This window comes from Neobacillus sp. SRL179, assembly GCF_984799095.1.
On the sequence record NZ_OZ481792.1, the window covers coordinates 1,108,817 to 1,131,755 of the forward strand.

Below are 22,939 nucleotides of genomic sequence, written 5' to 3' on the forward strand. Positions count from 1 at the left end.
GAAACTGCAAAAATGATGTAAAAGTGTTAAACTATTAGTTTAATGAATGAAATAGGTTTTTGTGTTGTTAATATGGTTGAGATACAATATTAAGGTTATGCTTGAAGTATTGATTTTAAACTTTATTGATTAGAGCAAACTAAGAATTACAATCTGGCTCTTGTAAAAAGTACATATTTGGAGGTCTACAAATGGCTATGAATAATAATGATATCTTAATTAGATTAAGATATGCACTTGATATAAAAAATACAGATATGGTAAAGATTTTTAAACTTGGTGGGATTGATGTAACAAAAGAAGAAGTGTTGAAGATTCTTACAAAAACAATGGATGAAGAAAACATGGATAATGACCAGGATGAAGATTACATAAAGTGTACTAATCACATGTTAGAGTCATTTTTAAATGGCCTTATTGTTTTTAAACGAGGTAAACAGGAAGCAAAACCAGGTCAGCCTGAAAAACCTGTAATGTCTATTAAGGACTATGGAAGTGTAAATAATGTATTGCTAAAGAAATTGAAAATTGCCCTTTCTTTAACAAGTGAGGATATGATAGAAATATTAGAAGATGCAGGGGTTACCATAACAAAAGGAGAATTAAGCGCATTGTTAAGAAAGGAAGGGCACAAAAACTATAAACCTTGTGGTGATAAATACGCTCGAAATTTCTTAAAAGGCTTGGCCATCCAGTATCGGGATTAATGTGTGACAGATTGATTTTCATTTGCAGCATCCAATGGGAATATGTTTAACGCCTGGCTTTAAAGGGTACCTCACAAGAAATTCCTTTTAAAGGAGGTGGCATTCATGGAATTGGAAGTAAAATGCAATGTAGATAATTGTAAGTATTGGGCTGAAGGTGACCAATGTATTGCTGACTCTATTTATGTGATTGGCCTTCATGGCAGAGAAGCTGCAGATGTTGAGGAAACAGCATGCAAGACCTTTGAAAAACGAGATTAAGTTTACTATTTTTGAAAAACTGGACGACAACTCAAACGTCCAGTTTTTCATGTTTATAACCAACTTTTCGTTTCTGCCATTTTATAAGTCATCTCATGTGCTGAACAGTATAATAAATGGGGAAACGTAGACATTAAAAACGCATGCCTTGTGTTAATATAAAAAGCAGATAGATAAATTTATTTAAGTAATGACGCCAAAAAAAGAAAAGGAGATCCAATGACAAAAGAGATAAACGAGTCAGGATGGAATTTTGACAACAGTTATGCCCGTCTACCGAAAACATTTTATTCCAGTCAGAATCCGAATCCTGTATACTCACCTAAGTTAATTATTCTCAATGAACCGTTGGCAGCATCCTTAGGATTAAATGCTGGGACATTAAAAAGCGAAGATGGAGTAAGAGTGTTTGCCGGCAATCAAATCCCTGAAGGTGCTTTCCCACTTGCACAAGCTTATGCTGGGCATCAATTCGGACATTTTACCATGTTAGGGGATGGCCGTGCGGTACTTTTAGGGGAACAAATAACACCTTCGGGTGAGCGCTTTGATATTCAGCTCAAGGGTTCTGGTAGAACTCCTTTTTCACGCGGTGGTGATGGCAGAGCTGCACTTGGTCCGATGCTGCGCGAATATATTATCAGTGAAGCGATGCATTCGCTCAAGATACCAACTACACGCAGTTTAGCAGTGGTAACAACCGGAGAATCTATTATCCGTGAAACTAATCTGCCTGGTGCTATTGTAACGCGTATAGCAAGCAGTCATCTCCGTGTCGGAACGTTTCAATATGCTGCTAAATGGGGAACAGTTGAGGAACTCAGGGCACTAGCAGATTATGCAATAAAGCGGCATTATCCAGATGTAGAAGGGGATGATAATCGATATCTTTCTTTTCTTAAAGAAGTAATCAAGCGTCAAGCGGAGCTTATTGCAAAATGGCAGTTGGTTGGCTTTATTCACGGAGTAATGAACACCGACAATATGACAATTAGCGGGGAAACAATCGATTATGGACCTTGCGCCTTTATGGATGAATATGATCCGGCCACGGTATTTAGTTCTATTGATACTCAAGGACGCTATGCTTATGGTAATCAGCCCTATATCGCGGTTTGGAACCTTGCTCGATTTGCTGAAACGCTGCTGGCGCTGTTGCATGAGCATCAGGAGGAAGCTGTTTCACTTGCAGAGACTGCGCTGGCCAATTTTTCAACAATCTTCGAAAGGAATTGGCTCACAGGCATGAGGTCAAAGCTGGGGTTATTTAATGAAGAGGAGCAGGATCAATCTCTAATTAAAGACCTCCTTACCATGATGCAGAAGTATCGTGCGGATTATACCAATACTTTCCTTGCCTTAACGTTTGAGCGACAGGATGATACACTCCTGTTCGATTCGACCGAATTTGCTCAGTGGAATGAGCTTTGGCAAGCAAGACAAGAAAGGCAAGAGGAATCGAAAGCCGCCGCGAACCAGTTAATGAAGGACAGCAATCCAGCGGTGATTCCTCGGAATCACCGGGTAGAAGAAGCATTAGCTGCTGCCGTGGAACAAGGAAATTATAGTGTCATGGAGCAGTTGCTAAAAGTTCTTTCAACACCCTATGCCCATACACCTGAACAGGCTAAATATGCAACATTGCCTGCACCATCTACACACCCTTACCGGACATTTTGCGGTACATGATAAGACTTACTTTATAGCTACAACATACATCTAACTACGCTCCCTCAAACATCAGGTTTGAGGGATTTTATTTTCACTGATATTTACGAATTGATAGGTTGATAAATAGTATAATAAAAATGGAATTAAATGAGCTTTTAGGTAATAAAGGTGTTAATTTTGTACTATATTTAAATATATTTTGAGTTTAAGTGAAGAATGAATTAGGTTGTTCGAACACAGTTTGAATCAAGTGGCAATACATAAAAAAGTAGAGGGAATGTATCGTATGAATGAGGAGCTTATAAAAAGTGCAGATGCATGCTATCGGCTCGCTGAACTTAGGGCGGCCGATTATTTTCAATCATTACAGGCGGTGGTCAGGCAAAAGACGTATGTCACTACCCTAACAAAAGATATACAATCCTGGAAACACAACCATATTCATCATCCTTCATTCTTATCATTCTTTTCTCGTCGAAAGGAAAAACCTGATTCAAGTGGGTATTCCAATTATATCCAATGGCTCAATTATTCAGGCAAACTAGATCATTACTTAGATCGAAGCATTTCTTATATTTTTTTACGGGATTTGGGCAAATCTTTGAACTCACATGACACCCAGGCACGGATTCAGCGTGTAGTGGAAAGTTTGAAAAATTATCTAATTACAAATCGACAAAACCGCAAGGAGGAGTTTAGTTTAGCTGGATTGTACCGAATGGCACAAAAGGAAGGGATTGAACCTACCTTCTTTTGGTTAATAGACAAATTAAAAACGGTTTCCTCACATATTCCAGAGGGCATGAATGCGGAGCATGCACAGCGAAAACTGATTAAAATCATTGCCGGTGTCTTGATGCACATTATCGAAGAGATGAATGGGGAGGTTACGGCTGAAGAACGTAGACAAAAACTAGATGAAGCAATCCGGTTAGGCTACTCCTATGGTCTAACGTACCCCTTCATTGATGATCTTCTCGATGCTAAAGTTTTATCCGATAAGGAGAAATTACAATACTCCAACCTGATACGAACTACTTTGATCACAAGAGCTGTACCAGCCCTCGGTCATTGGACTGGCAAGAACAGAGCGTTAATCGAGTATATCCACTCGGAGCTTAGATCTGCTTTTGAGTATATTAAGCAACATCAGCAAAAAGTGACGAGCGAACATTTTTTTGATCAAGCCTATATTTTTTTTCAATCACAAGAAGTGGACAGAATAAAGGATCTGTCCTATGACAATTACAGTAATGAAGAACTGTACATACCTATTATTTTAAAATCTTCTTCATCACGATTGATTGTCCGATCGGTACTCAGTGCTCCAAAGGATGAGGGATTTGACAGCCGTACCTTCTTTTATGGGATTTACAATCAGCTGGCAGATGATTTTGCTGATATGTTTGAAGATATGAAGAATGGTGCAGTGACTCCCTATACCTACTATATGAAATACCATGGACGACGTCCTGATTTAATTAATCCGTTTGAACTTTACTGGGCGGTGATTTGCCATTTAATTCATGACGTGTATCACTCAGATTCCAAAACAATCGAGGTGATTCTCGATCGTGCTATTAACGGTCTAAAACGATTTAAGGAACGAATGGGGACCGAAACATACAACAATGTGATGGGGCTTTTTGCTTCAGGAAATCCCCAATTCAATCTCTTGATTCAAAATATGGTGGGGAAAGCGGACGATGTTGATTTCTTTGATAAATTGCTCCGGGACCATATGATAACCAGTTTAAAGAAAGAACGGAAAGAGCAGGAGGAATTTTTAGATACAATTGAAACAGTGCGAGATCAAATTAATCAGCTCCTACCTATACAAAACAACAATCAAAACCTTTTATGGGAAGATCCCATTATTGATGCAGTAAACTATAGCCTAAATAGTGATGGAAAGCGGTTGAGGCCCATCATTACATGGATGATGGGCGTTAACGAGTATGGGTTAGATAAGAAAGCCATCATTCCACTCTTGAGATCATTGGAATATATGCATACGGCATCGTTAATATTTGATGATCTTCCATCTCAGGACAATGCTTCTATCCGCAGAGGGCGTCCCACCCTGCATCAAGTCTACAACAGTGCCATAGCTGAATTAACGGGACTCTTCTTGACCCAAAAGGCAATTGAAGAACAGGCATCTCTTGATGACTTTGATTCAAAAACAGTGGTGAAACTAATACATTATTCAGCTGAAATGACAGGGAATATGTGTAAGGGACAGGCAATGGATTTGGAGTCAAAAGGAAAGAAATTGACATTGGAACAGTTGAATATGATGTGTTTTTATAAGACTGGGATCGCATTTGAAGCCTCACTTATTATGCCTTGTATTCTCGCAAAAGCAAATGAGGTTGAAATCGAAGCACTGAAAAGATTTGCGTATCATGCGGGAATTGCCTTTCAGATTAAGGATGATTTGCTTGATGTAGAAGGTGCCCTGAACTTACTCGGAAAATCGGTAGGAAAAGATGCTGAAAATAACAATTCGACTTTTGTATCGATCTTAGGGACGATTGAGGCAAGAAAAGCGATGTGGGAGCATTATTGTCTTGCGTTGGAAATACTGCAAGAGATGCCGCGAAAAGTTACGTTTTTAAAGCATTTATTAGATTATTTTGTAAACCGGGACCATTAAGAGTTTAAAACTGTTTATTCATACTGTTAACTCACAGTAATCGTGGTATAATGTTCTGTATGAAATTGACAAAATTTGTCGGAATTCAGACATAAACCAAAGAAGTGTTGTGTAGTTGAATCATATAAAACGGAAACTTAGGCAAAAAAGTGTTTTATTATTAGAGAAATATTTTACTGGAGTATCAATTGATTACAAGGAAGTAATAGGGATTATAATCCCTATTTTAGTTGATCAGGCCTTCCTAATCTTAATGAGCTTTTTGAATACGGCCATGATAAGCTCTGCAGGGGTTGCTGCGGTTAGTGCCGTCAGTATGGTAGATTCGTTAAATATATTCTTGGTAAATGTATTTATCGCGGTTGCTACTGGTGGTACTGTCATTGTTGCGCAATATAAGGGTAGTGGGAATTTAAAAATGGTATCGAAAACAGCAACACAAGCGATATCAGCGGTAACCATTTTTTCGGTGTTAATCAGCGGACTCGTAATCACGTTTCATAAACCAACCCTAAACATCTTATTTGGTAATGCGGATGCGGATGTTTTTCAAAATGCAAGAATTTACCTCATTGGCAGCTGTATTTCTTATCCGTTAATCGCTATATTCCAAGCTGTGACAGGAGCTTTAAGAGGTGTGGGTGAGACCAAACCATGCTTAAATTTATCATTAGTAATGAATGTTACCAACACCATTTTAAATGTATTGTTAATTACCGTATTTGATATGGGTGTTACAGGGCTAGTAGTCTCAACTATTCTAGCAAGAATACTAGGAGTGGCTGCTTCGTTAATTTATGTTATTAAATACAATGAGACAATCCGCTTCAAAATAAAAAATGCATTGCACATTGATTTTTCAATCTTAAAGAAGGTTATGTTTATTGGCCTTCCATTTGCGGCAGAGCAGATATTTTTTAATGGCGGAAAACTCCTGACTCAAACATTTATTATTCAATTAGGGACATTGGCGATGATGGTGTATGCTATTAGTAATTCGATTGCATTGTTATTCCAAATCGGGCCAAATGCGCTAGGAATTTCAATTGTGACAGTGGTCGGTCAATGCGTGGGACGAAGGAACATAGAGGATGCCAGAAAGTTAGTGAAATCGATCATTGGATTTTCTTCCATCCTTTTTGTGATAACAGCTTGTATCTTATTACCATTTTTTCCTTTGATGATGAAATTGTTTAATCCACCTGCTGAAATTATTCCGACGATCTTTACGCTTATCTTACTCTCTGCCATTGCTCAGCCATTATTATGGTCACCTAGCTTTATTATGCCATCTGCATTACGGGCTGCAGGAGATTCTAACTTTACCTCAATTGCCTCCTTACTTTCCATGTGGCTGTTGCGGGTAGTTCTTGGCTATATATTAGGAATCACCTTAGGATTTGGGATAACTGGTGTTTGGGCGGCGATGATCGTTGAATGGGGTGCACGTGGACTAATTTTTACAAGCAGATTTAAAGGTAAGAAATGGTATGCACATAAGCTTGTTTAATGAGTGAATTTTTCTGAGAACGTTAAATTCATAGTTTTATATAGATATATAACAATGATGTCATGGAGAAAATTTCAAAAAGCAACAAAGTAATTTGAAAATTTAAACTAAATAGTATAGTATTAATAGTGGATGTAGGGTTATTTGCTCTATTCTACTTGGAAGATTTTATTCTATTGTGTTCCGATTATTGAATAGGCAACGATTCTCTAGATATATTGATGCTAGAACTTAAGCCAAAATAAGACGTAGGAATCCCTACGCTTATTTTGGCTTTTTTATTTTTGTATGATAATGGGGGGAAGTAATTAAATGGAGGTAGATGTAATAAAACGTCTAAATTGTCTGTTAGACATTTATCTTGATGTGAATGTGGACAAAGACTTCTCAGTTCTATCGAAGAGGTCCGATCCATTCTTTATTTTGAGTATGTCCGGTCAATTGGTTTATGTAAACGAAGTCTGTGAAATCCTCTTGGGTTGTTCTAAGAGAAATTTGTTACAGATGAACCTGAGTGATCTTTTTACTTCAACTGTTTTAAATGAGACCAGTACATTTTTTTTTGAAAAAGAAAGGGACAAACTAACTAATTTTGATTCAAGAATTAGCATGAAGCTGGGAACGATATTGGATGTGAATGTGACTACCTTTCCTATTCTGAATGATATGGAAGTGATTGGGACATATGTGGTCTTAAAAGATATAACTTATATTAAAATGCAAAGACAATTATTATCGGAGAAACAAGCAGTTGCAGGTCAATTAGCGGCGGGAATTGCCCACGAAATTCGTAATCCAATCACAGCAATAAAGGTTTTTTTACAATTAATTATGGGTGATTATAATGGTGAAATTATGTATTTTAATGTTATAGAATCAGAGATTAATCGAATAGAAGACATTCTAAAGGAACTAATGGTCCTAGCAAAGCCCACTAAAAAAAAATATGCAAGGGTAAGCATCAGCTTATTATTAGAACAGGTTTTAATCATAATGCAATCACAAGCACTATTAAATAATATTCAGATTGAAAAAAGGTCTAATCTTTGTGAAGAGATGGTTTTAGGTGATGAAAACCAATTAAAACAAGTCTTTATAAATTTTATAAAAAATGCTATTGAAGCCATGCCACATGGAGGAAAACTATTCCTTGAAGGATTTAAACAGGTCGAAAATGTTGTACAAATTAGAATCATCGACCAAGGATGTGGAATTGCTCCGGATCTACTGAACAAAATTTGTGCCCCATTCTTTACTACCAAAGAACATGGTACGGGTCTTGGGATGCACGTAAGTAATCAAATTATTGGTGAGCATAATGGTGTTATGAACATTAAAAGCAGTCCGGAGGGAACATGTATTGAAGTAAATTTACCAATGATCTGTTAAGTTATTGCTAGGAACATAAATAACATGTTAAACTATTAAAGTCTAGTGTCTTGCAGTCATTAGTTATAATAGTAAAAATTAGGAAATACATAAAACTTAACAAAACTCTTAATTTGTAAGGTAAATGGAAGAAACTATATATGATAGTCGTCTTACCGTGGCCTAACTTCGTTTATTGAAGTTAGGCCATTTTTATTTTTGCTGAAAGGTGACAATGAATGATTAATACAACTCAGGAGAATTTTCTCTATCTAAGTAGCATTTTTAGTAAATTAGTTAAGCGCAAATTTGGTAAAGGTCCAGAGACCTGTCAGGTAATGTCAAAGGGAAATAGATTATACATATATATGCGGAATTTTATTACACCGGCAGAGGAAGTAATGATTAAAAATAATGAATTAAATCTTGCTGCCAATTTCCGCTCAACTGTCATTAATGCTGTTACTAAGGAGTTTTTACCAGAAGTCGCAAAAGTTATAGGAGCTTCTTTTGATAAATTTTATCACGACTGGAATTATGAGAAAAACACGGGAGTACTTTTGCTAGAAAGTACTAGCTTAAATGATGATACGAAAATAGAGTTAATGTTTGAACACTCTCTTTTCCACTTAGTTGAAGACGTTGGTTCTTGTTATCATAAAAGACCTTCTCTATTAAAAGTAGTAAAGTATACACAAAGTATTTGCGCTATTGAATCAAATAAAGTCTTGACACAATTAGAATCTTTAGTCTATAAAAAAGGCAATAAAGATTTGTTGCTCCAACATGCCAGAGAAATAAAAAACGGTTATTTTAAGAACAAAGCTTTATTTGAAGAGCAATTTAATCGTATTATCGAAGATATTTTTATTGTGTGGGATTATGAAAATGACCGGAATATTCTAATTTTTGTTTTTTATAAAGAATTTTCAATGAGATAGTCTAATTAAAGACATGTTGTAATTAGAGAATATCTAGATACAACATGTTTTTTTGTTGAACTTTTATTTTAACAAGGGAGGTAATTGTACATAATAAAAGAGTAAATTCTAGATAACAATAACGATGCACCCCAACCCCTCCCATTTAAAATATAAGGAGTTAGCTAAGGATGATTGACCAAAACAAGGAAGAGTATATAAGCAGCTATATTAGCAAATTGCTGCGCAAAAATTTTGGAAGAGGACCGCAAACGTGCAGGAGTACCCTTTCTAAAACTCATCTCGTAACTTACTTACAAGGATTTTTAACCCCAATGGAAGATATCTTATTACAACAAGGAAAGAACCGATTTGTAGACCATGCGAGAACGGTTATTTTTAATCATCTATTGGATGAAATAAAAGGCGTAGTAAAAGTAACCCTTGGGGCCGATGTAGAAGAATACTACCATGATTGGAATTTTCCAAATAACTCCGGAATATTAATTTTTGTATTAGAAGAAAATTTAGGACAGGTCAGTAAACTGGAATTGGATATTGATATCGATAGATTAGAGTCAGAGGTCGGGCGAATTAGTTTTTTAGTAGAAAAATTGCCAGCTAAGATTATTACATATCCTATTTCGCCCTCGATTTACTTAATTGAAAGAAGGGGTATACTTGTTCAAATAGAGAAGGCGCTAATTACTAAGGGCTTTCAAAACGAACTTTTATTTACGAAGGACCAGTTAGAAAAGGAATATTTTCATCGCGATGGCAGGTTTGAGGAAATATTCAATAAATCTGTTAGGGACATTTTTATTGACTGGAACTTAAAGGAAGATAAATCGGTGATGGCAATCATTTTAACTTCTTAATGAAGCCTTTGCAGTTATAATTCAATTACTTTGGCAAAACCCCTATACAGCTGGAGATAGCAAGTAAACATGTCTTAAAAAGGGACAAGTTTGCTTGCTTTTTCTATAGATATAGAAATTAAATTAAAAACGTAAAAAAAAGATGATAAAATAGTCAAAATAGTATTATAATTATGTGACAATATATTTTATTAAAATAACAAAGAATCGTAAAGGTTCAAAGGAAATAAGGATGGGTGAAAAAAATGAAGGAATTAAAAATTGACATTACACTAACTTCGAACAAAAAAGAAAAACAAGCAGCAGACAAACTGAAATTTGGAACAACCTTTACGGACCATATGTTTGTCTGGAATTATACAGAAGGAAAAGGCTGGCACGATCCTCGCATTATCCCATACCAACCGATCACTCTAGATCCTGCCGCAATGGTTTTTCATTATGGTCAAACCGTTTTCGAGGGACTTAAAGCCTACTTAACGAAAAATGAAGAAGTTTTATTATTTAGACCTGATGAAAATATGAAAAGGTTAAACCGTTCAAATGACCGTTTGTGCATGCCGGAAATTGATGAGGAACTAGCATTAAGTGCCTTGAAACAATTGTTAATGGTTGATAGGGAATGGATTCCTGGGGCACCAGGTACTTCTCTTTATATCCGCCCATTTATGATTGCAACAGAACCACACCTTGGTGTTGAAGTTGCTAAACAGTATTTATTCATGATTATTATGTCGCCAGTTGGTGCCTATTATAAAGAAGGAATTAATCCTGTTAAAATTGCTGTTGAAAGTGAATATGTTCGTGCGGTTGCAGGTGGAACGGGTAATGCAAAAACGGCGGGAAATTATGCAGCTAGTTTAAAGGCCTCAGAGGTTGCCAGCCAGTATGGCTATTCCCAAGTATTATGGCTTGATGGAAGGGAAAATAAATATATTGAAGAAGTAGGAAGTATGAATATCTTCTTTAAAATTAATGGTGAAATTATCACACCTGCTTTAAATGGAAGTATTCTTGCAGGTATTACAAGAAAATCAATTCTTGAACTGTTAAAATATTGGAATGTACCAGTGGTAGAACGAAAAATCTCCATTGACGAAATAGAGAAAGCTTACCATGATGGATTATTAGAGGAAGCATTTGGGACCGGAACAGCGGCCGTTATCTCTCCAGTTGGAGAGCTTTTCTTGAAAAATGAAAAATTACTTATTAACAATGGAGAAATTGGCCAGCTATCGCAAAAATTATATGACACATTGACAGGAATTCAAAATGGAACAGAGCCAGATCCATTTGGATGGACACTAAGAGTATAAATGAAAGGTAAGTAGTGTAGTTATGACAATAAAAACAGTTTCTATTATCGGTTTAGGCGCATTGGGGATATTATTTGGAAATCAGTTAGCGAAGAAAATGCGGACAGAGGATTTAAGAATCATCGCAGATCAAGAGAGAACTGATAGATATAAAAAAGAGCAGGTTTATTGTAATGGTAAACCATGTCATTTCCACTTTGTAGCGCCTGAAGAAGTATGTGAACCAGCAGACCTGCTTATCTTTGCCGTTAAATTTAATGGTTTACATGATGCCATTCGAGCTGTGAAACATCATGTTGGCGAACAGACGATAATTTTATCGTTGTTGAATGGTATTACTAGCGAATCTATAATTAGTGAAGCATATGGCAGGGAAAAGGTTTTATATTGTGTCGCACAAGGTATGGATGCCGTTAAAGTGGGAAACAAGCTGACTTACGATCATATGGGAATGATTTGTTTCGGGGAACGGGAACCTGGGTTGATCTCTGAAAAGGTAAAGGAGGTCGCCGAGTTTTTTGAAAAAATGGAGGTACCCATTGAGGTGGATCCCGATATGGTCCGCAGGCAGTGGGGGAAATTCATGTTAAATGTTGGGGTAAACCAAACGGTAGCAGTGTACAAAAGTAACTATGGTGAGGTGCAAAGACAGGGTCAAGCCAGGGATACGATGATTGCAGCGATGAGAGAGGTAATCGCTCTTTCAGAAAAAGAAGGGGTCTATTTAACAGAAAAGGATCTCGATTACTGGCTAAGCGTATTAAGTACATTAAGTCCAGATGGAAAACCATCCATGGCTCAGGATGTGGAAGCAGAACGGTTCAGTGAGGTAGGGTTATTCGCCGGCACTGTTTTGGAATTAGCAGAAAAATATGGAATGTCTACTCCAACAAATAAAGAACTATTTAATAGGATTAAATTAATTGAAAGCAGATATGCTCATCACACACTCTAGTTTGAATTTTAAAAAGAGTACTCACCATACAGTGGTTTTTACTGTAAGGAAGGTACTCTTTTTTATTTCTATCTTAATCTAATAAGTATGTGTCGTATAAAAGAAATAGCAAAGGCTATGCTCAAAGTGGATAGCACTATAGGGATCATCCAATAGATAATTTGTTGCTGGGAAGTAAATAAATTATCATAAACATATTTATAAACAAATTTATCTGATATATTTGAAGCTAAATATATATCCAAGGACAAAATGGAAAATAATGAAATAGTTTTTGCAATAAAGTTCACCTTAATGTTAATATCATAAAAAATCAAGAAAAAGATAACTGCGTGAATCACAATGATTAACGATGAATAATAACCTGTCATCGATTTAAAAATACCGCCAGCAGAATAATGAATTTCAATAAATGTTTCTATCAATATTACTAGAAATAGTGCACTAATTCCTAATAATTTATTTATTTTGTATTGATTTTCTTTGATAAAAGAACCAATTAGATAATAGGTTAGAGGATAAATATTCACCCAAAAGTCAGGAAAGAAAAGGATACCTCTAACTTTATAATTTAAAAATGGTGGAACAGCAGTAATAATTAGTAATATTATAATTAGTGTTAGTTTTTGCTTCTGAGTGCTAATGTTTTTATAAAGAATATTAATATAAGGGCTTAGCAAGTATAAGCCAATGAACATATTTACATACCAAGAGTAGGTATTTGCTTTAAAACTTAAGATCATCGAAAACCATTCTATAATGGTTTTATCTTCTTTAAAATAAAATTCTCTAACTATAATAGCTAGGAGCGAATAAATTAGGTAAATAACAAGGATAGGTATTAATTTTTTAAAGTAATCTTTGGTGGGGGTTTTATTCATTTGCAAATAACCTGTTAAAATCATGAATAAAGGTACACCGATTAAAAAAAACATTCTTAGAAAAACTTGAAGATACATGTTTTTACCTATTAATGCGGAACTGTAAAATTCAGTATTTAGAAAAAAATGGACAGATGGAACAGTTAAAATAGCAAATGCTCTTACTAAATCGAGACCTGTCTTTCTGGTTAAAGTCATTCTGCGCTGCCTCCTCAGTGTGGAATTATAAATCAAATATTTTTTCGAGTTTCCTATTGTATCCTTCATTGCCTATCAATTAATGTTATTTTAATAACAATACTATTATTTTAAGTCTTTTTCCTTAATAGGAAAGGCTTTTTTATATTTTTATTAAAGATATTGTATTTTAAAATAGTATAGTGTTATAATGTGGTAGTATGATAATATGGTAACGTACTAAAGCGAATGAATTTTACTTATAAAGGGGTTTTAACATTATGAAACGAATAGCAACGATGTTACTAGTAATGATAGCAGCCTTCTCAATCCTTACAGCCTGCTCAAGTAAAACATCAGAAACAAAGGCAAAAGATAATACAATCGTAATCGGTATCGATGATAAATTTGCTCCAATGGGATTTCGGGATGAAGATAACAAAATTGTTGGTTTCGATATTGATTATGCTAAAGCAGCAGCAGAAAAAATGGGCGTAAAGGTTAAGTTTCAACCAATTGATTGGCAAACAAAGGAATCTGAATTAAGCAGCGGTCGGATTGACCTCATTTGGAATGGGTATACTATTACCGATGAACGAAAAAAGAAAGTTCTTTTCACAAAGCCTTATTTAAAAAATGCTCAAGTAGTTGTTACACGCTCTGATTCAAAGCTTACTAAACTAGCTGACTTAGAGGGGAAAGTTGTTGGGCTTCAATCTCTATCATCAGCATCAGATGCGTTGAATGAAAATCCGATTAAATCAAAAATAAAGACAATCACTGAATTTAAAGATAATGTTCTTGCTTTGAATGATTTAAAGAGCGGCCGGTTAGATGCGGTAGTCATTGATGAAGTGGTCATAAATTATTATATGACAAAAGAGAAAGAATCTTTTAAGGTACTTGAAGAATCACTTGCTCCTGAAGAATATGGGGTAGGCGTGAAAAAAGGAAATGAGGAATTACTTAACAAACTTCAAAAAGCTCTAGATGAGATGAATGAAGATGGTACAGCAACTGAAATCTCAAAAAATTGGTTTGGGGAAGATAAGCTTTTAAAATAAACGAATATATGGCAAAGCAGGATTTCCGCAGGAAACCCTGTTTTGTTTTGGAGGATGAATCCTTTTATGTCATTTGAATATATCAACTCGATCCTTAAGCCAATGCTTGAGGGTGCACAGATGACAGTCCTGTTATTTTTGATTGCGATTGTCGTGTCAATACCCCTTGGTTTTTTACTAACATTGGCTGTTAGAAGCAAAATAAAGCCGTTGTCATGGCTTGCCCAAGGTTATATATATGTAATGCGGGGGACGCCGCTATTACTGCAATTATTATTCATATGTTTTGGACTTCCGATGATTCCTGTCATAGGTGAATATTTGGTGTTGGACCGTTTCGTCGCGGCCTGTTTAGGATTTGTATTAAATTATGCTGCCTATTTTGCAGAAATCTTCCGTGGTGGGCTGCTTGCGATTGATAAAGGACAATATGAAGCGTCACAAGTACTTGGTTTAAATAAATGGCAGATGACAACACGAATTATTATGCCGCAAATGTTTCGAATAGCGCTTCCAGCTGTGGCTAATGAATCTGTTACCTTAGTTAAAGATACGGCCCTTTTGTACGCAGTTGCCGTACCTGAACTATTACACTATGCTGAAACAGCTGTGAATCGTGATTTCACTATCGTTCCATTTGTTGTTGCAGGAATCATTTACCTAGTTATGACACTTGTATTAACACTTGTTTTTAAATGGATTGAAAAAAGCTTTAAATTTGAACAATAAGGAGGGGTGTCTGTGGCTATCATTGAAGTTTCTAACCTGAAAAAATCGTTTGGTAAGCTGGAAGTATTAAAACAGATCTCTTTTAATGTGAATAAAAATGATGTTGTGGCTGTGATTGGCCCCTCCGGTTCGGGGAAAAGTACGATGCTCCGCAGCCTTGTTCATCTTGAACAAATAGATGATGGGACCATATCCGTTTCTGGGGACTACCTTGTGAAGGACGGCATATATTCAAAGCCGCCTCAAATAAAATTGATTACCGCAAAAATGGGAATGGTTTTCCAACACTTTAATTTGTTTCCACACCTAACCGTTCAAGAAAATCTTGAAATAGCTCCAAGACTAATAAAAAAGGAGAGCGCATCTCAACTTCGGCAGCGCAGTACTGAACTCCTTGAAAAGATCGGTTTGACCAGTCATATTAAGGCATATCCATCTAATTTATCAGGTGGTCAAAAACAACGAGTCGCCATTGCGCGTGCGCTCATGATGGAGCCTGAGATTCTCTTATTTGATGAGCCTACTTCTGCCCTTGATCCGGAATTAACAGGTGAGGTACTGCAAGTTATGAAGGACCTAGCAGAAGAACATATGACCATGATTGTGGTCACACATGAAATGGGTTTTGCAAAAGAAGTGGCCAATCGCGTTATCTTTATGGCGGATGGGGAGATTGTTGAATCAGGCCAACCGTCCGAACTTTTTGCAAACCCTAAGTTTGAACGAACTAAAGCCTTCTTAAAGAAAAGTTTTTAATTTATCTTATTTAAACCGTGTTATACAAAAAGCTCATCTTGCCTGTTAAACAAGATGAGCTTTTTTAGATTTAAAAGGAGATAATCATTCCGTCTTTTCCTGCGTAAGTACCCATTGTAGCACCCATATAGCTTACAATTACTTCTTTAGGGTGAAATTGGGTAATTAATTCCTGTTTTATTGCCATCGCATCATCTTCATTTCCAGTGTGTGTGATACCAAATGTTAGATTTGAAAAATCTTTTCCGCGTTCTTGAATAAGTTCAAGAACCCTTCTGTGAAATTTCTTTTTTCCACGGATCTTTTCAGATATTTCTACCTTACCATCATCGACTCTTTCTAAAATCACTTTTATATTCAAAATTTTGGCTAATGAGCCTTGAAACTTACTTAATCGTCCACCCTTTACAATATTTTCTAATGTATCTAATAGAACAAGTATATTCATTTTGTCTCTATAATTTGTAAGATTTGTCAGGATCTCTTCCATCGTATGTCCCTGTTCTGCCATCTCAGCAGCTCGAATTATTTGCAGCCCGTGCCCTAGCGATCCTGCTAAAGTATCGAAAACAGTCACATTGGCATTAGATAATTCCTTTCCAATTAATGCGGACTGAAAGGTACCACTTAGCCCAGAAGAAATGGTTAGACAAAGGATCTCTGTTTCATTATCAAACTTTGAGAATGCCTTAGCAAAGGAGGCGGGGGAGGGTTGGGATGTCTTAGGCAGGACGGCACTGGAAAACATTTTGTTAAAGAAATCCTGGGGAGAAAGATCAAACTTTTCTAAGTAATCTCGATCACCAATGGTAACAGTTAAAGGAACCATTGTAATGTCGTATTTCTCGATTAATTCTTTTGGCAGGTCAGCAGAACTGTCTGTAATAATTTTTATCATAATCCCTTCCACCTTATATTTTATTAGATTGATTATACTATAGTATATCAGTTCCATTAATGAATCACATGTTGTATGTCTTAATCCTTAAATATGGATACCTTGTAGAAGCTTTGCACACAATAATGGCTAAAAAGGAGGCCATTACATTGAGTATCTTTAATAGCGAAAATCATGGGGAAAAAGAATTATTGGAAGAAACTTTGAAAAATGCAATTCAAAGTGAAGAAGACTTAATGCGAACGTATCTTATTACTGCAGAAAGGATACACGATGATGCAGAATTAAAGGATCGGCTTGAAAACTTTGCAGAAGGAAATGCCAAACGATCAAAACAGTTGATAGATGAATTGGAAGATAAGAAAGAAAATAATTAATAAAATGAATAGAAAAGGTGCATGTTCTTCAATATCAGCTGTTAGATAAGGAGAACATGCACCTTTCTTAATTGATTAACGAAGACCTTTCATGAAACCTTGAATTTTTGGTGCAAGCATCAATAGGATTACACCAAGTACCAGTGAAGCACCGCCAATTACACCGAAGTAAACCATTTCTGTTTCTGGTTTATAAAACCTAACAACCTGAGCATTGAGGGCCTGTGCTGCAGCACTAGATAGGAACCACAAGCTCATTGTCTGTGCAGAGAAGGCAGCAGGTGCTAATTTTGTCGTAGCTGATAATCCGACAGGAGATAAGCATAATTCACCAAGTACGACAATGAAATAACTAAGAACGAGCCATAATGGGTTTACCAATGAATCTGTTCCACCAAAGTAAGCTGGCAAAAGGATAACGATAAATGATAAACCAGCAAACAATAATGCTAATGCAAACTTTTGCGGAATTGTTGGCTCTTTTTTTCCTAATTTAACCCACAGCCAAGCAAATACAGGGGCTAGGGTGATAATAAATAATGGATTTAGAGATTGGAACCAGGCTGGAGAAATTTTTATTCCAGCAAAGTTAAGTTGTGTACGTGTATCTGCATAACTAGCCAGTATTGTTGATCCTTGCTCTTGAATGGCCCAGAACATAACGGATGCTATAAATAACGGTATATATGCTAGCAGTCGAGAACGTTCTACCTTCGTTGTTTTAGAACTGCGATACATCACAATAAAATAAAGAGTTGGAATTATGATTGCAAGAATAAGGATTAAATTAGCAAAGCTTTTAAATGTTAAATACCCAGTAGGAATCGCAATAGCACAAATAACAGCAATAACTAAAATGCCTAATCCGATAAGGGTAAAGGTTTTTTTCTTCTCAGCAGGTGTAAGCGGATTTGCTACGGTCTGACCTGCAAGACCAAGATTTTTCTTCTTTGTCAATGCAAAAATGACTAAACCTGCGAACATACCTACAGCAGCGATACTAAAACCTAAATGGAAGCTGTAGTTCATAACAGAGCCAACGATTAATGGAGAAATGAAAGCACCAAGATTGATACTAATATAAAAAATACTAAATCCAGCATCACGGCGGTTGTCAGTTTCACTGTACATATCACCTACAACTGTTGAAACATTCGGTTTCAGCATTCCTGTACCAAGGATAATCAATACCATGGAAACAAAGAATAATGAAACTGATCCTGGAATAGCCAGTGCAATGTGACCAAACATGATCAATATTCCACCATAAAAGACAGCCCTGGATGAACCAAAAATACGGTCAGCCAACCAGCCCCCAATTATACCGGACATATAAACGAGAGAACCGTAAATGGACATTATGGAGAGGGCGAGGTTTTGGTCCAACCCCAAGCCACCCTTGGAAACTTCATAATAAATATAATAAACAAGGATTGCCCTCATGCCATAGTAAGAGAACCTCTCCCAAAATTCTGTAAAGAAAAGAGTGAATAAGCCCTTAGGATGTCCGAAGAAACCCTTTTGAGGTACACTTTCCACAATTTTCTGCCTATTTATATTTGACATCTTACAACCTCCTTTAATTATTCTATAATACTTTCTCGGTGTTTGAATTGTCAAAAACTTTTTTTGGAAATTAACTGATAAATGGGTTTAAAACCCTTATAAGTCTATATAAATATGCATTTCTATAAAAAAAGAAAGTTTTTTTGAAATAATAAATTGATTCTGACTTATGTGATTTTTCACTATTTAGAATACCCCAAAAGACCTTAGAGATTCACGGATGGAGTGAAAAATGAACAGCCACCGTAAAATGTACCGATGACTGCTTACTGTGGTTATATATTTAAACCTTGCTTTGCTCCGCATATACTTTTTTCAGCATATTACGGATTACTTCATCTATAGGTTCGGTACTCCCATTCTTAAGCCACTTTTTAGGAATAGTCTTATAAATAGAGCTGGTGCCCTTTAAATAGGTATAAATGATTCGTGCTTCATCTAATGTATCTTTGTTTACTACTGCTTTGATACTCTTTATTTCACTACCGAAGTAGGTTAGAATATGCTCCCTAATGGACGTAATTAGTTGAAAGTTTCCTTGGACATTCAAATTGTACTTTTTACTAAAAAGGACCTCGTTGCCCTTAATAAGAAAAAGTTTAAAAATGCTGGCATGTAAGTTTTCGAGAATGATTATATTCCGATTTGCTTCTGTAAAATCAATCACTTTCTCTTTATATATAAGCGAGCGGATCAACTCTAAATTGTCCCTATATTTTGCCGCAATTTCAAATTCACCATTTTGGGCAGACTGTACCATTTGTTGTTTTATTTCATTAACAATACTCAAATCAGTACCCGATAACAAAGCAATGATCTTGGTGAGTATGTGATTAAATTCCTTAACTGCATCATCCTGAAAACAAATACCAAGGCACATTCCTAACGAGTAATTCAAACAGGGTGTATGCGAATAGGAAGGATTACTGCAGTTAATTTTATAGAAGTCTCTTAATACTATAATTGCTTTTTCAACGGAGTGTTTGCTTGCAAATGGCCCAAAATAACGAGCATTATCCTCCTTTTGGCTATTTACAATTTCAATCCCTCGTGATCTGCCTTCCGTTTGAATACGGATATAGGCATATGATTGAGGGTTTTTCATCATCTTATTAAAAAGGGGTTTTAATTCTTTAATTAATTTACATTCAAGCATAAATGCTTCGAATTCTGTATCTGTCAGGATATAGTGAATATCGGCTATGTTTGCTTTTAGTTTTTTTATTTTTTGTTGGTGTGACGTTGAATTTTGGAAGTAGGTACTAACTCTGTTTTTAAGGTTTTTAGCCTTTCCCACATAGATCATTCTTCCTTGTGAATCTTCCATTAAGTAAACGCCAGGCAACGAGGGAAGGTTTTTTACCTTTAATTTTAAACTCATATTTAATTCCTCCCATTACTACTTATATTTTATCCCTATTAAAGGAAGAAATAAATGTAAGAATACTATGCGTCAGTATCTGTCATTGAAAATAGTCTTATAGACCCATAACTAAATTTGTCGATTCTATATCAATTTTTCCCTTATTTTGTCATAATAAGAATAATAAAATTAACACTATGTCAATAGTGTTAATTACTAAATTAAGAAATTTAGACTAATTTTATTTAAAAAGACTGAATCAAAAGTAAGAATTAGCATGTTACCTTTTTAAAAGGGACGGAGGACTAAAGTATGAGCAATGACAGCAAAATAAATATTCTTTTAGTAGATGACCGACCCGAAAATCTATTAGCAATGGAAGCGATTATTGAGCACGATAGTTATAACCTAGTAAAAGCTTTTTCTGGAGAAGAGGCGTTAAAGTATCTATTAAAATATGAATTTGCTGCCATTTTATTAGATATTCAAATGCCGGGTATTGATGGGTTTGGAACAGCAAAAATAATTAAGGCCCGTGAAAAAACTAAACATATCCCCATTCTTTTTGTTACAGCAAATAATATGGATTCAGAACATATTTTTACCGGCTATTCGATTGGTGCAATTGATTATATATTAAAACCCTTTGACCCCATTATATTAAAGGCAAAGGTTGAAGGCTTTGTTAATATTTATAAATTGAATCAACAACTAATTCAACAAGCGGATATTTTAACTGAAAAGACAAGAGAGTTAGAAAAGGCCAATTTAGAACTATCTAAAAAAACTTCTGAACTGCGTGTATCAGAAGAACTGGCCAATGTAATAAGTGAGACATCAATTGATGCAATGATCATTATGGATGAAAATGGGATGATTTTAAAGGTTAATCCTGCCGTAGAGAAATTGTTTGCCTACGATGATGCCACAATTATGGGGAAAAGTATTTCGATATTATTTTCCGGGGAAGAATCTCAAAATTATATCAAATCTGTCTTAGGTACTATTAATAACGTTAATAGTATTGTAGGGTATGAAAATTTAAAAGAGGTAAATGCCAGACGAAATAATGGTACTTCATTTCCAGCTGAACTTCAAATTGGCAAACGCTACGTCCACGATAAATGTATTGTAGCTTGTACCATTCGGGATATAACGAAAAAGAAACAGGATCAAGAAATGATAGCCCATATGGCCTACCATGATAGCTTAACCGATTTGCCAAACAGACGATTATTTAACAGCCAATTATCATTAAAACTCCAACAAGCAAAGAACTCCAACAAACCGTTAGCATTATTGTATTTAGATATGGACCGGTTTAAGTATATTAATGATTCGCTTGGACATATCATAGGAGATCAGCTACTTCAGAAAATTGCCAAACGAATTTCAGGAGCCATAACTGAAACCGACCTTGTAGCAAGAGTGGGTGGTGATGAATTTAATATTCTATTGCCAGAGACTGATAGAGAAGGCGCTTTAGAAACTGCAGAAGGAATATTAGATATTTTTAAAAAACCATTTTTCATAGATAATTATGAATTATTTATTACCACATGTATTGGAGTTAGTATTTTTCCTTATGATGGCGAAGAAGCACTAGTATTAATGAGAAACGCTGATGCCGCATTGTATCGTGCAAAGGAACAAGGGAAAAATCAATATAAGGTATTCCACTCGGGTATGAACATCCAGTCCTATCGTACATTTATTATGCAGAATGATCTTCGGAAGGCCATCGAACGTGAAGAGTTAACGGTAGTTTATCAGCCGCGGGTCGACATTCATACAGACACTATCAAAAGTGCTGAAGCATTGCTGCGTTGGAATCATCCAAGCTGGGGAACCATTTCTCCTGCGGAATTTATTCCTATAGCAGAAGAAACAGGTCAAATTGTTGAAATTGGTGAATGGGTATTACGGAAAGTATGTAAACAAAGTAAGGACTGGCAAGAAGCTGGATTCGAGCCCATTCCAGTATCCGTGAACTTTTCAGCTCAGCAATTCTTACAAAAGAATCTTATTGAAAATATTCAACATATCCTCCGTGAAACAGAAATGAGACCCAATTTGTTAGAGATTGAAATAACAGAATCTACTATTTTGGGAAATGAGTCGACAATTATTAAGACATTAAACCAACTGAAGAATATGGGGGTTAGTATTAGTATTGATGACTTTGGAACGGGATACTCATCATTAAGTTATTTGCAGCGTTTTCCGGTTAACACATTAAAAATTGACCGCTCTTTTATTAGAGAGATATCAGATGAGGCATCTGGCAGCAATGCTCTGATCGCAACCATCATTTCATTATCCCATCATTTAAATATGACGGTCGTAGCTGAGGGTGTGGAAACAGAGGAACAATTGAAAGTGCTAAAACAATATAATTGCGAAGAAGTTCAAGGATACCTTTATAGTCCTCCAGTTTCACCCCGAGAATTTGAAGCCTTTTTAATTAAAGGTAAAAATAAAAGTTTTTCAAATCGTAAAGGAATCATTTTATTAGAAAACAAAAAAATCCATTCTGAGTTTTCCAACAAGGTAAATTTAGTGATGGAATCTGATGTGGCTCAAAGTCAGCAAATTTTAACTGCAGCACTAAACCGTACAAAACAATTGTATGCGATCTCCTCAAGAGAAATGGACGTATTTCAATTATTGGTAAATGGACTAAGCAATAAAGAAATTTCAGATGAATTATTTATCAGTGAACATACAGTTAAGAATCATATAACAAAGATTTTCCAAAAGTTAGCAGTTAGTGATCGACTGCAGGCGATGGCTAAGGTTTACCAAACGTGCATTGAAGAAGGCGAAAACCTCCGTGCATAGTAGTTTTTAAGTTTTGGCATTTTGAAAATTTAGTTGAGGAGT

The 22,939-nt window shown here is 35.7% G+C and carries 19 protein-coding genes; 15 read left to right on the forward strand and 4 right to left on the reverse strand.

Features of this window, described 5'->3' with window-relative positions:
• Positions 1–191: 191 nt before the first annotated feature.
• From AC4E8C_RS05410 to AC4E8C_RS05455, 10 genes are all read left to right on the forward strand, one after another.
• Complete coding sequence (locus AC4E8C_RS05410) at positions 192–707, forward strand: YehS family protein (RefSeq protein WP_490210891.1); 516 nt, start codon at positions 192–194, stop codon at positions 705–707.
• A 105-nt stretch (positions 708–812) separates the two neighbouring features.
• Complete coding sequence (locus tag AC4E8C_RS05415; protein WP_490210893.1) at positions 813–968, forward strand: DUF1540 domain-containing protein; 156 nt, start codon at positions 813–815, stop codon at positions 966–968.
• Positions 969–1,187: 219 nt separating this feature from the next.
• The gene (locus AC4E8C_RS05420; RefSeq protein WP_490210895.1) at positions 1,188–2,657 is read left to right on the forward strand and encodes a protein adenylyltransferase SelO; all 1,470 of its coding nucleotides are present in this window, start codon (positions 1,188–1,190) and stop codon (positions 2,655–2,657) included.
• Positions 2,658–2,916: 259 nt separating this feature from the next.
• Positions 2,917–5,298, forward strand: a complete 2,382-nt coding sequence (locus tag AC4E8C_RS05425) for a polyprenyl synthetase family protein (protein WP_490212480.1) — start codon at positions 2,917–2,919, stop codon at positions 5,296–5,298.
• A 115-nt stretch (positions 5,299–5,413) separates the two neighbouring features.
• The gene (locus AC4E8C_RS05430) at positions 5,414–6,808 is read left to right on the forward strand and encodes an MATE family efflux transporter (RefSeq protein ID WP_490210897.1); all 1,395 of its coding nucleotides are present in this window, start codon (positions 5,414–5,416) and stop codon (positions 6,806–6,808) included.
• Between the two features lie 312 nt (positions 6,809–7,120).
• Entirely contained in the window at positions 7,121–8,197 is a 1,077-nt protein-coding gene (locus tag AC4E8C_RS05435) for an ATP-binding protein (RefSeq protein ID WP_490210899.1), read from the forward strand.
• Positions 8,198–8,415: 218 nt separating this feature from the next.
• Entirely contained in the window at positions 8,416–9,117 is a 702-nt protein-coding gene (locus AC4E8C_RS05440) for a Na-translocating system protein MpsC family protein (RefSeq protein ID WP_490210901.1), read from the forward strand.
• A gap of 170 nt (positions 9,118–9,287) precedes the next feature.
• The gene (locus AC4E8C_RS05445) at positions 9,288–9,974 is read left to right on the forward strand and encodes a Na-translocating system protein MpsC family protein (RefSeq protein ID WP_490210903.1); all 687 of its coding nucleotides are present in this window, start codon (positions 9,288–9,290) and stop codon (positions 9,972–9,974) included.
• A 245-nt stretch (positions 9,975–10,219) separates the two neighbouring features.
• Complete coding sequence (locus AC4E8C_RS05450) at positions 10,220–11,290, forward strand: branched-chain amino acid aminotransferase (protein WP_490210905.1); 1,071 nt, start codon at positions 10,220–10,222, stop codon at positions 11,288–11,290.
• Between the two features lie 22 nt (positions 11,291–11,312).
• On the forward strand, positions 11,313–12,245 hold the full coding sequence (locus tag AC4E8C_RS05455) for a ketopantoate reductase family protein (RefSeq protein ID WP_490210907.1): 933 nt from the start codon (positions 11,313–11,315) through the stop codon (positions 12,243–12,245).
• A gap of 68 nt (positions 12,246–12,313) precedes the next feature.
• Here AC4E8C_RS05455 and AC4E8C_RS05460 read toward each other — a convergent pair whose 3' ends face one another.
• Positions 12,314–13,324 (reverse strand): acyltransferase, encoded by a 1,011-nt coding sequence (locus AC4E8C_RS05460; RefSeq protein ID WP_490210909.1) that lies wholly within the window; start codon positions 13,322–13,324, stop codon positions 12,314–12,316.
• Between the two features lie 260 nt (positions 13,325–13,584).
• Here AC4E8C_RS05460 and AC4E8C_RS05465 point away from each other — a divergent pair, with 260 nt between their 5' ends.
• The 3 genes from AC4E8C_RS05465 (at position 13,585) to AC4E8C_RS05475 (ending at position 15,852) form a co-directional block, all read left to right on the forward strand.
• Positions 13,585–14,367 (forward strand): amino acid ABC transporter substrate-binding protein, encoded by a 783-nt coding sequence (locus AC4E8C_RS05465; RefSeq protein WP_490210911.1) that lies wholly within the window; start codon positions 13,585–13,587, stop codon positions 14,365–14,367.
• Between the two features lie 66 nt (positions 14,368–14,433).
• The gene (locus AC4E8C_RS05470; protein ID WP_490210913.1) at positions 14,434–15,096 is read left to right on the forward strand and encodes an amino acid ABC transporter permease; all 663 of its coding nucleotides are present in this window, start codon (positions 14,434–14,436) and stop codon (positions 15,094–15,096) included.
• 12 nt (positions 15,097–15,108) lie between these two features.
• Positions 15,109–15,852 carry an amino acid ABC transporter ATP-binding protein gene (locus AC4E8C_RS05475; RefSeq protein WP_490210915.1) on the forward strand — a complete coding sequence of 248 codons (744 nt, stop codon included), beginning with the start codon at positions 15,109–15,111 and terminating at the stop codon, positions 15,850–15,852.
• 70 nt (positions 15,853–15,922) lie between these two features.
• On the opposite strand, the gene AC4E8C_RS05480 is transcribed toward AC4E8C_RS05475, so the two are convergent.
• Positions 15,923–16,750, reverse strand: a complete 828-nt coding sequence (locus tag AC4E8C_RS05480; RefSeq protein WP_490210917.1) for a DegV family protein — start codon at positions 16,748–16,750, stop codon at positions 15,923–15,925.
• 149 nt (positions 16,751–16,899) lie between these two features.
• On the opposite strand from AC4E8C_RS05480, the gene AC4E8C_RS05485 reads away from it, so the two are divergent.
• The gene (locus AC4E8C_RS05485) at positions 16,900–17,127 is read left to right on the forward strand and encodes a hypothetical protein (protein ID WP_490210919.1); all 228 of its coding nucleotides are present in this window, start codon (positions 16,900–16,902) and stop codon (positions 17,125–17,127) included.
• A gap of 75 nt (positions 17,128–17,202) precedes the next feature.
• Here AC4E8C_RS05485 and AC4E8C_RS05490 read toward each other — a convergent pair whose 3' ends face one another.
• Both AC4E8C_RS05490 and AC4E8C_RS05495 read right to left on the reverse strand, forming a co-directional pair.
• A complete protein-coding gene (locus tag AC4E8C_RS05490) occupies positions 17,203–18,693 on the reverse strand; it encodes a peptide MFS transporter (protein ID WP_490210920.1) in 1,491 nt (496 codons plus the stop codon).
• A gap of 283 nt (positions 18,694–18,976) precedes the next feature.
• The gene (locus tag AC4E8C_RS05495; RefSeq protein ID WP_490210922.1) at positions 18,977–20,074 is read right to left on the reverse strand and encodes a GIY-YIG nuclease family protein; all 1,098 of its coding nucleotides are present in this window, start codon (positions 20,072–20,074) and stop codon (positions 18,977–18,979) included.
• A gap of 294 nt (positions 20,075–20,368) precedes the next feature.
• Here AC4E8C_RS05495 and AC4E8C_RS05500 point away from each other — a divergent pair, with 294 nt between their 5' ends.
• Positions 20,369–22,897, forward strand: coding sequence for an EAL domain-containing protein (locus AC4E8C_RS05500; protein ID WP_490210923.1), 2,529 nt, complete (start codon positions 20,369–20,371; stop codon positions 22,895–22,897).
• Positions 22,898–22,939 lie beyond the last annotated feature (42 nt).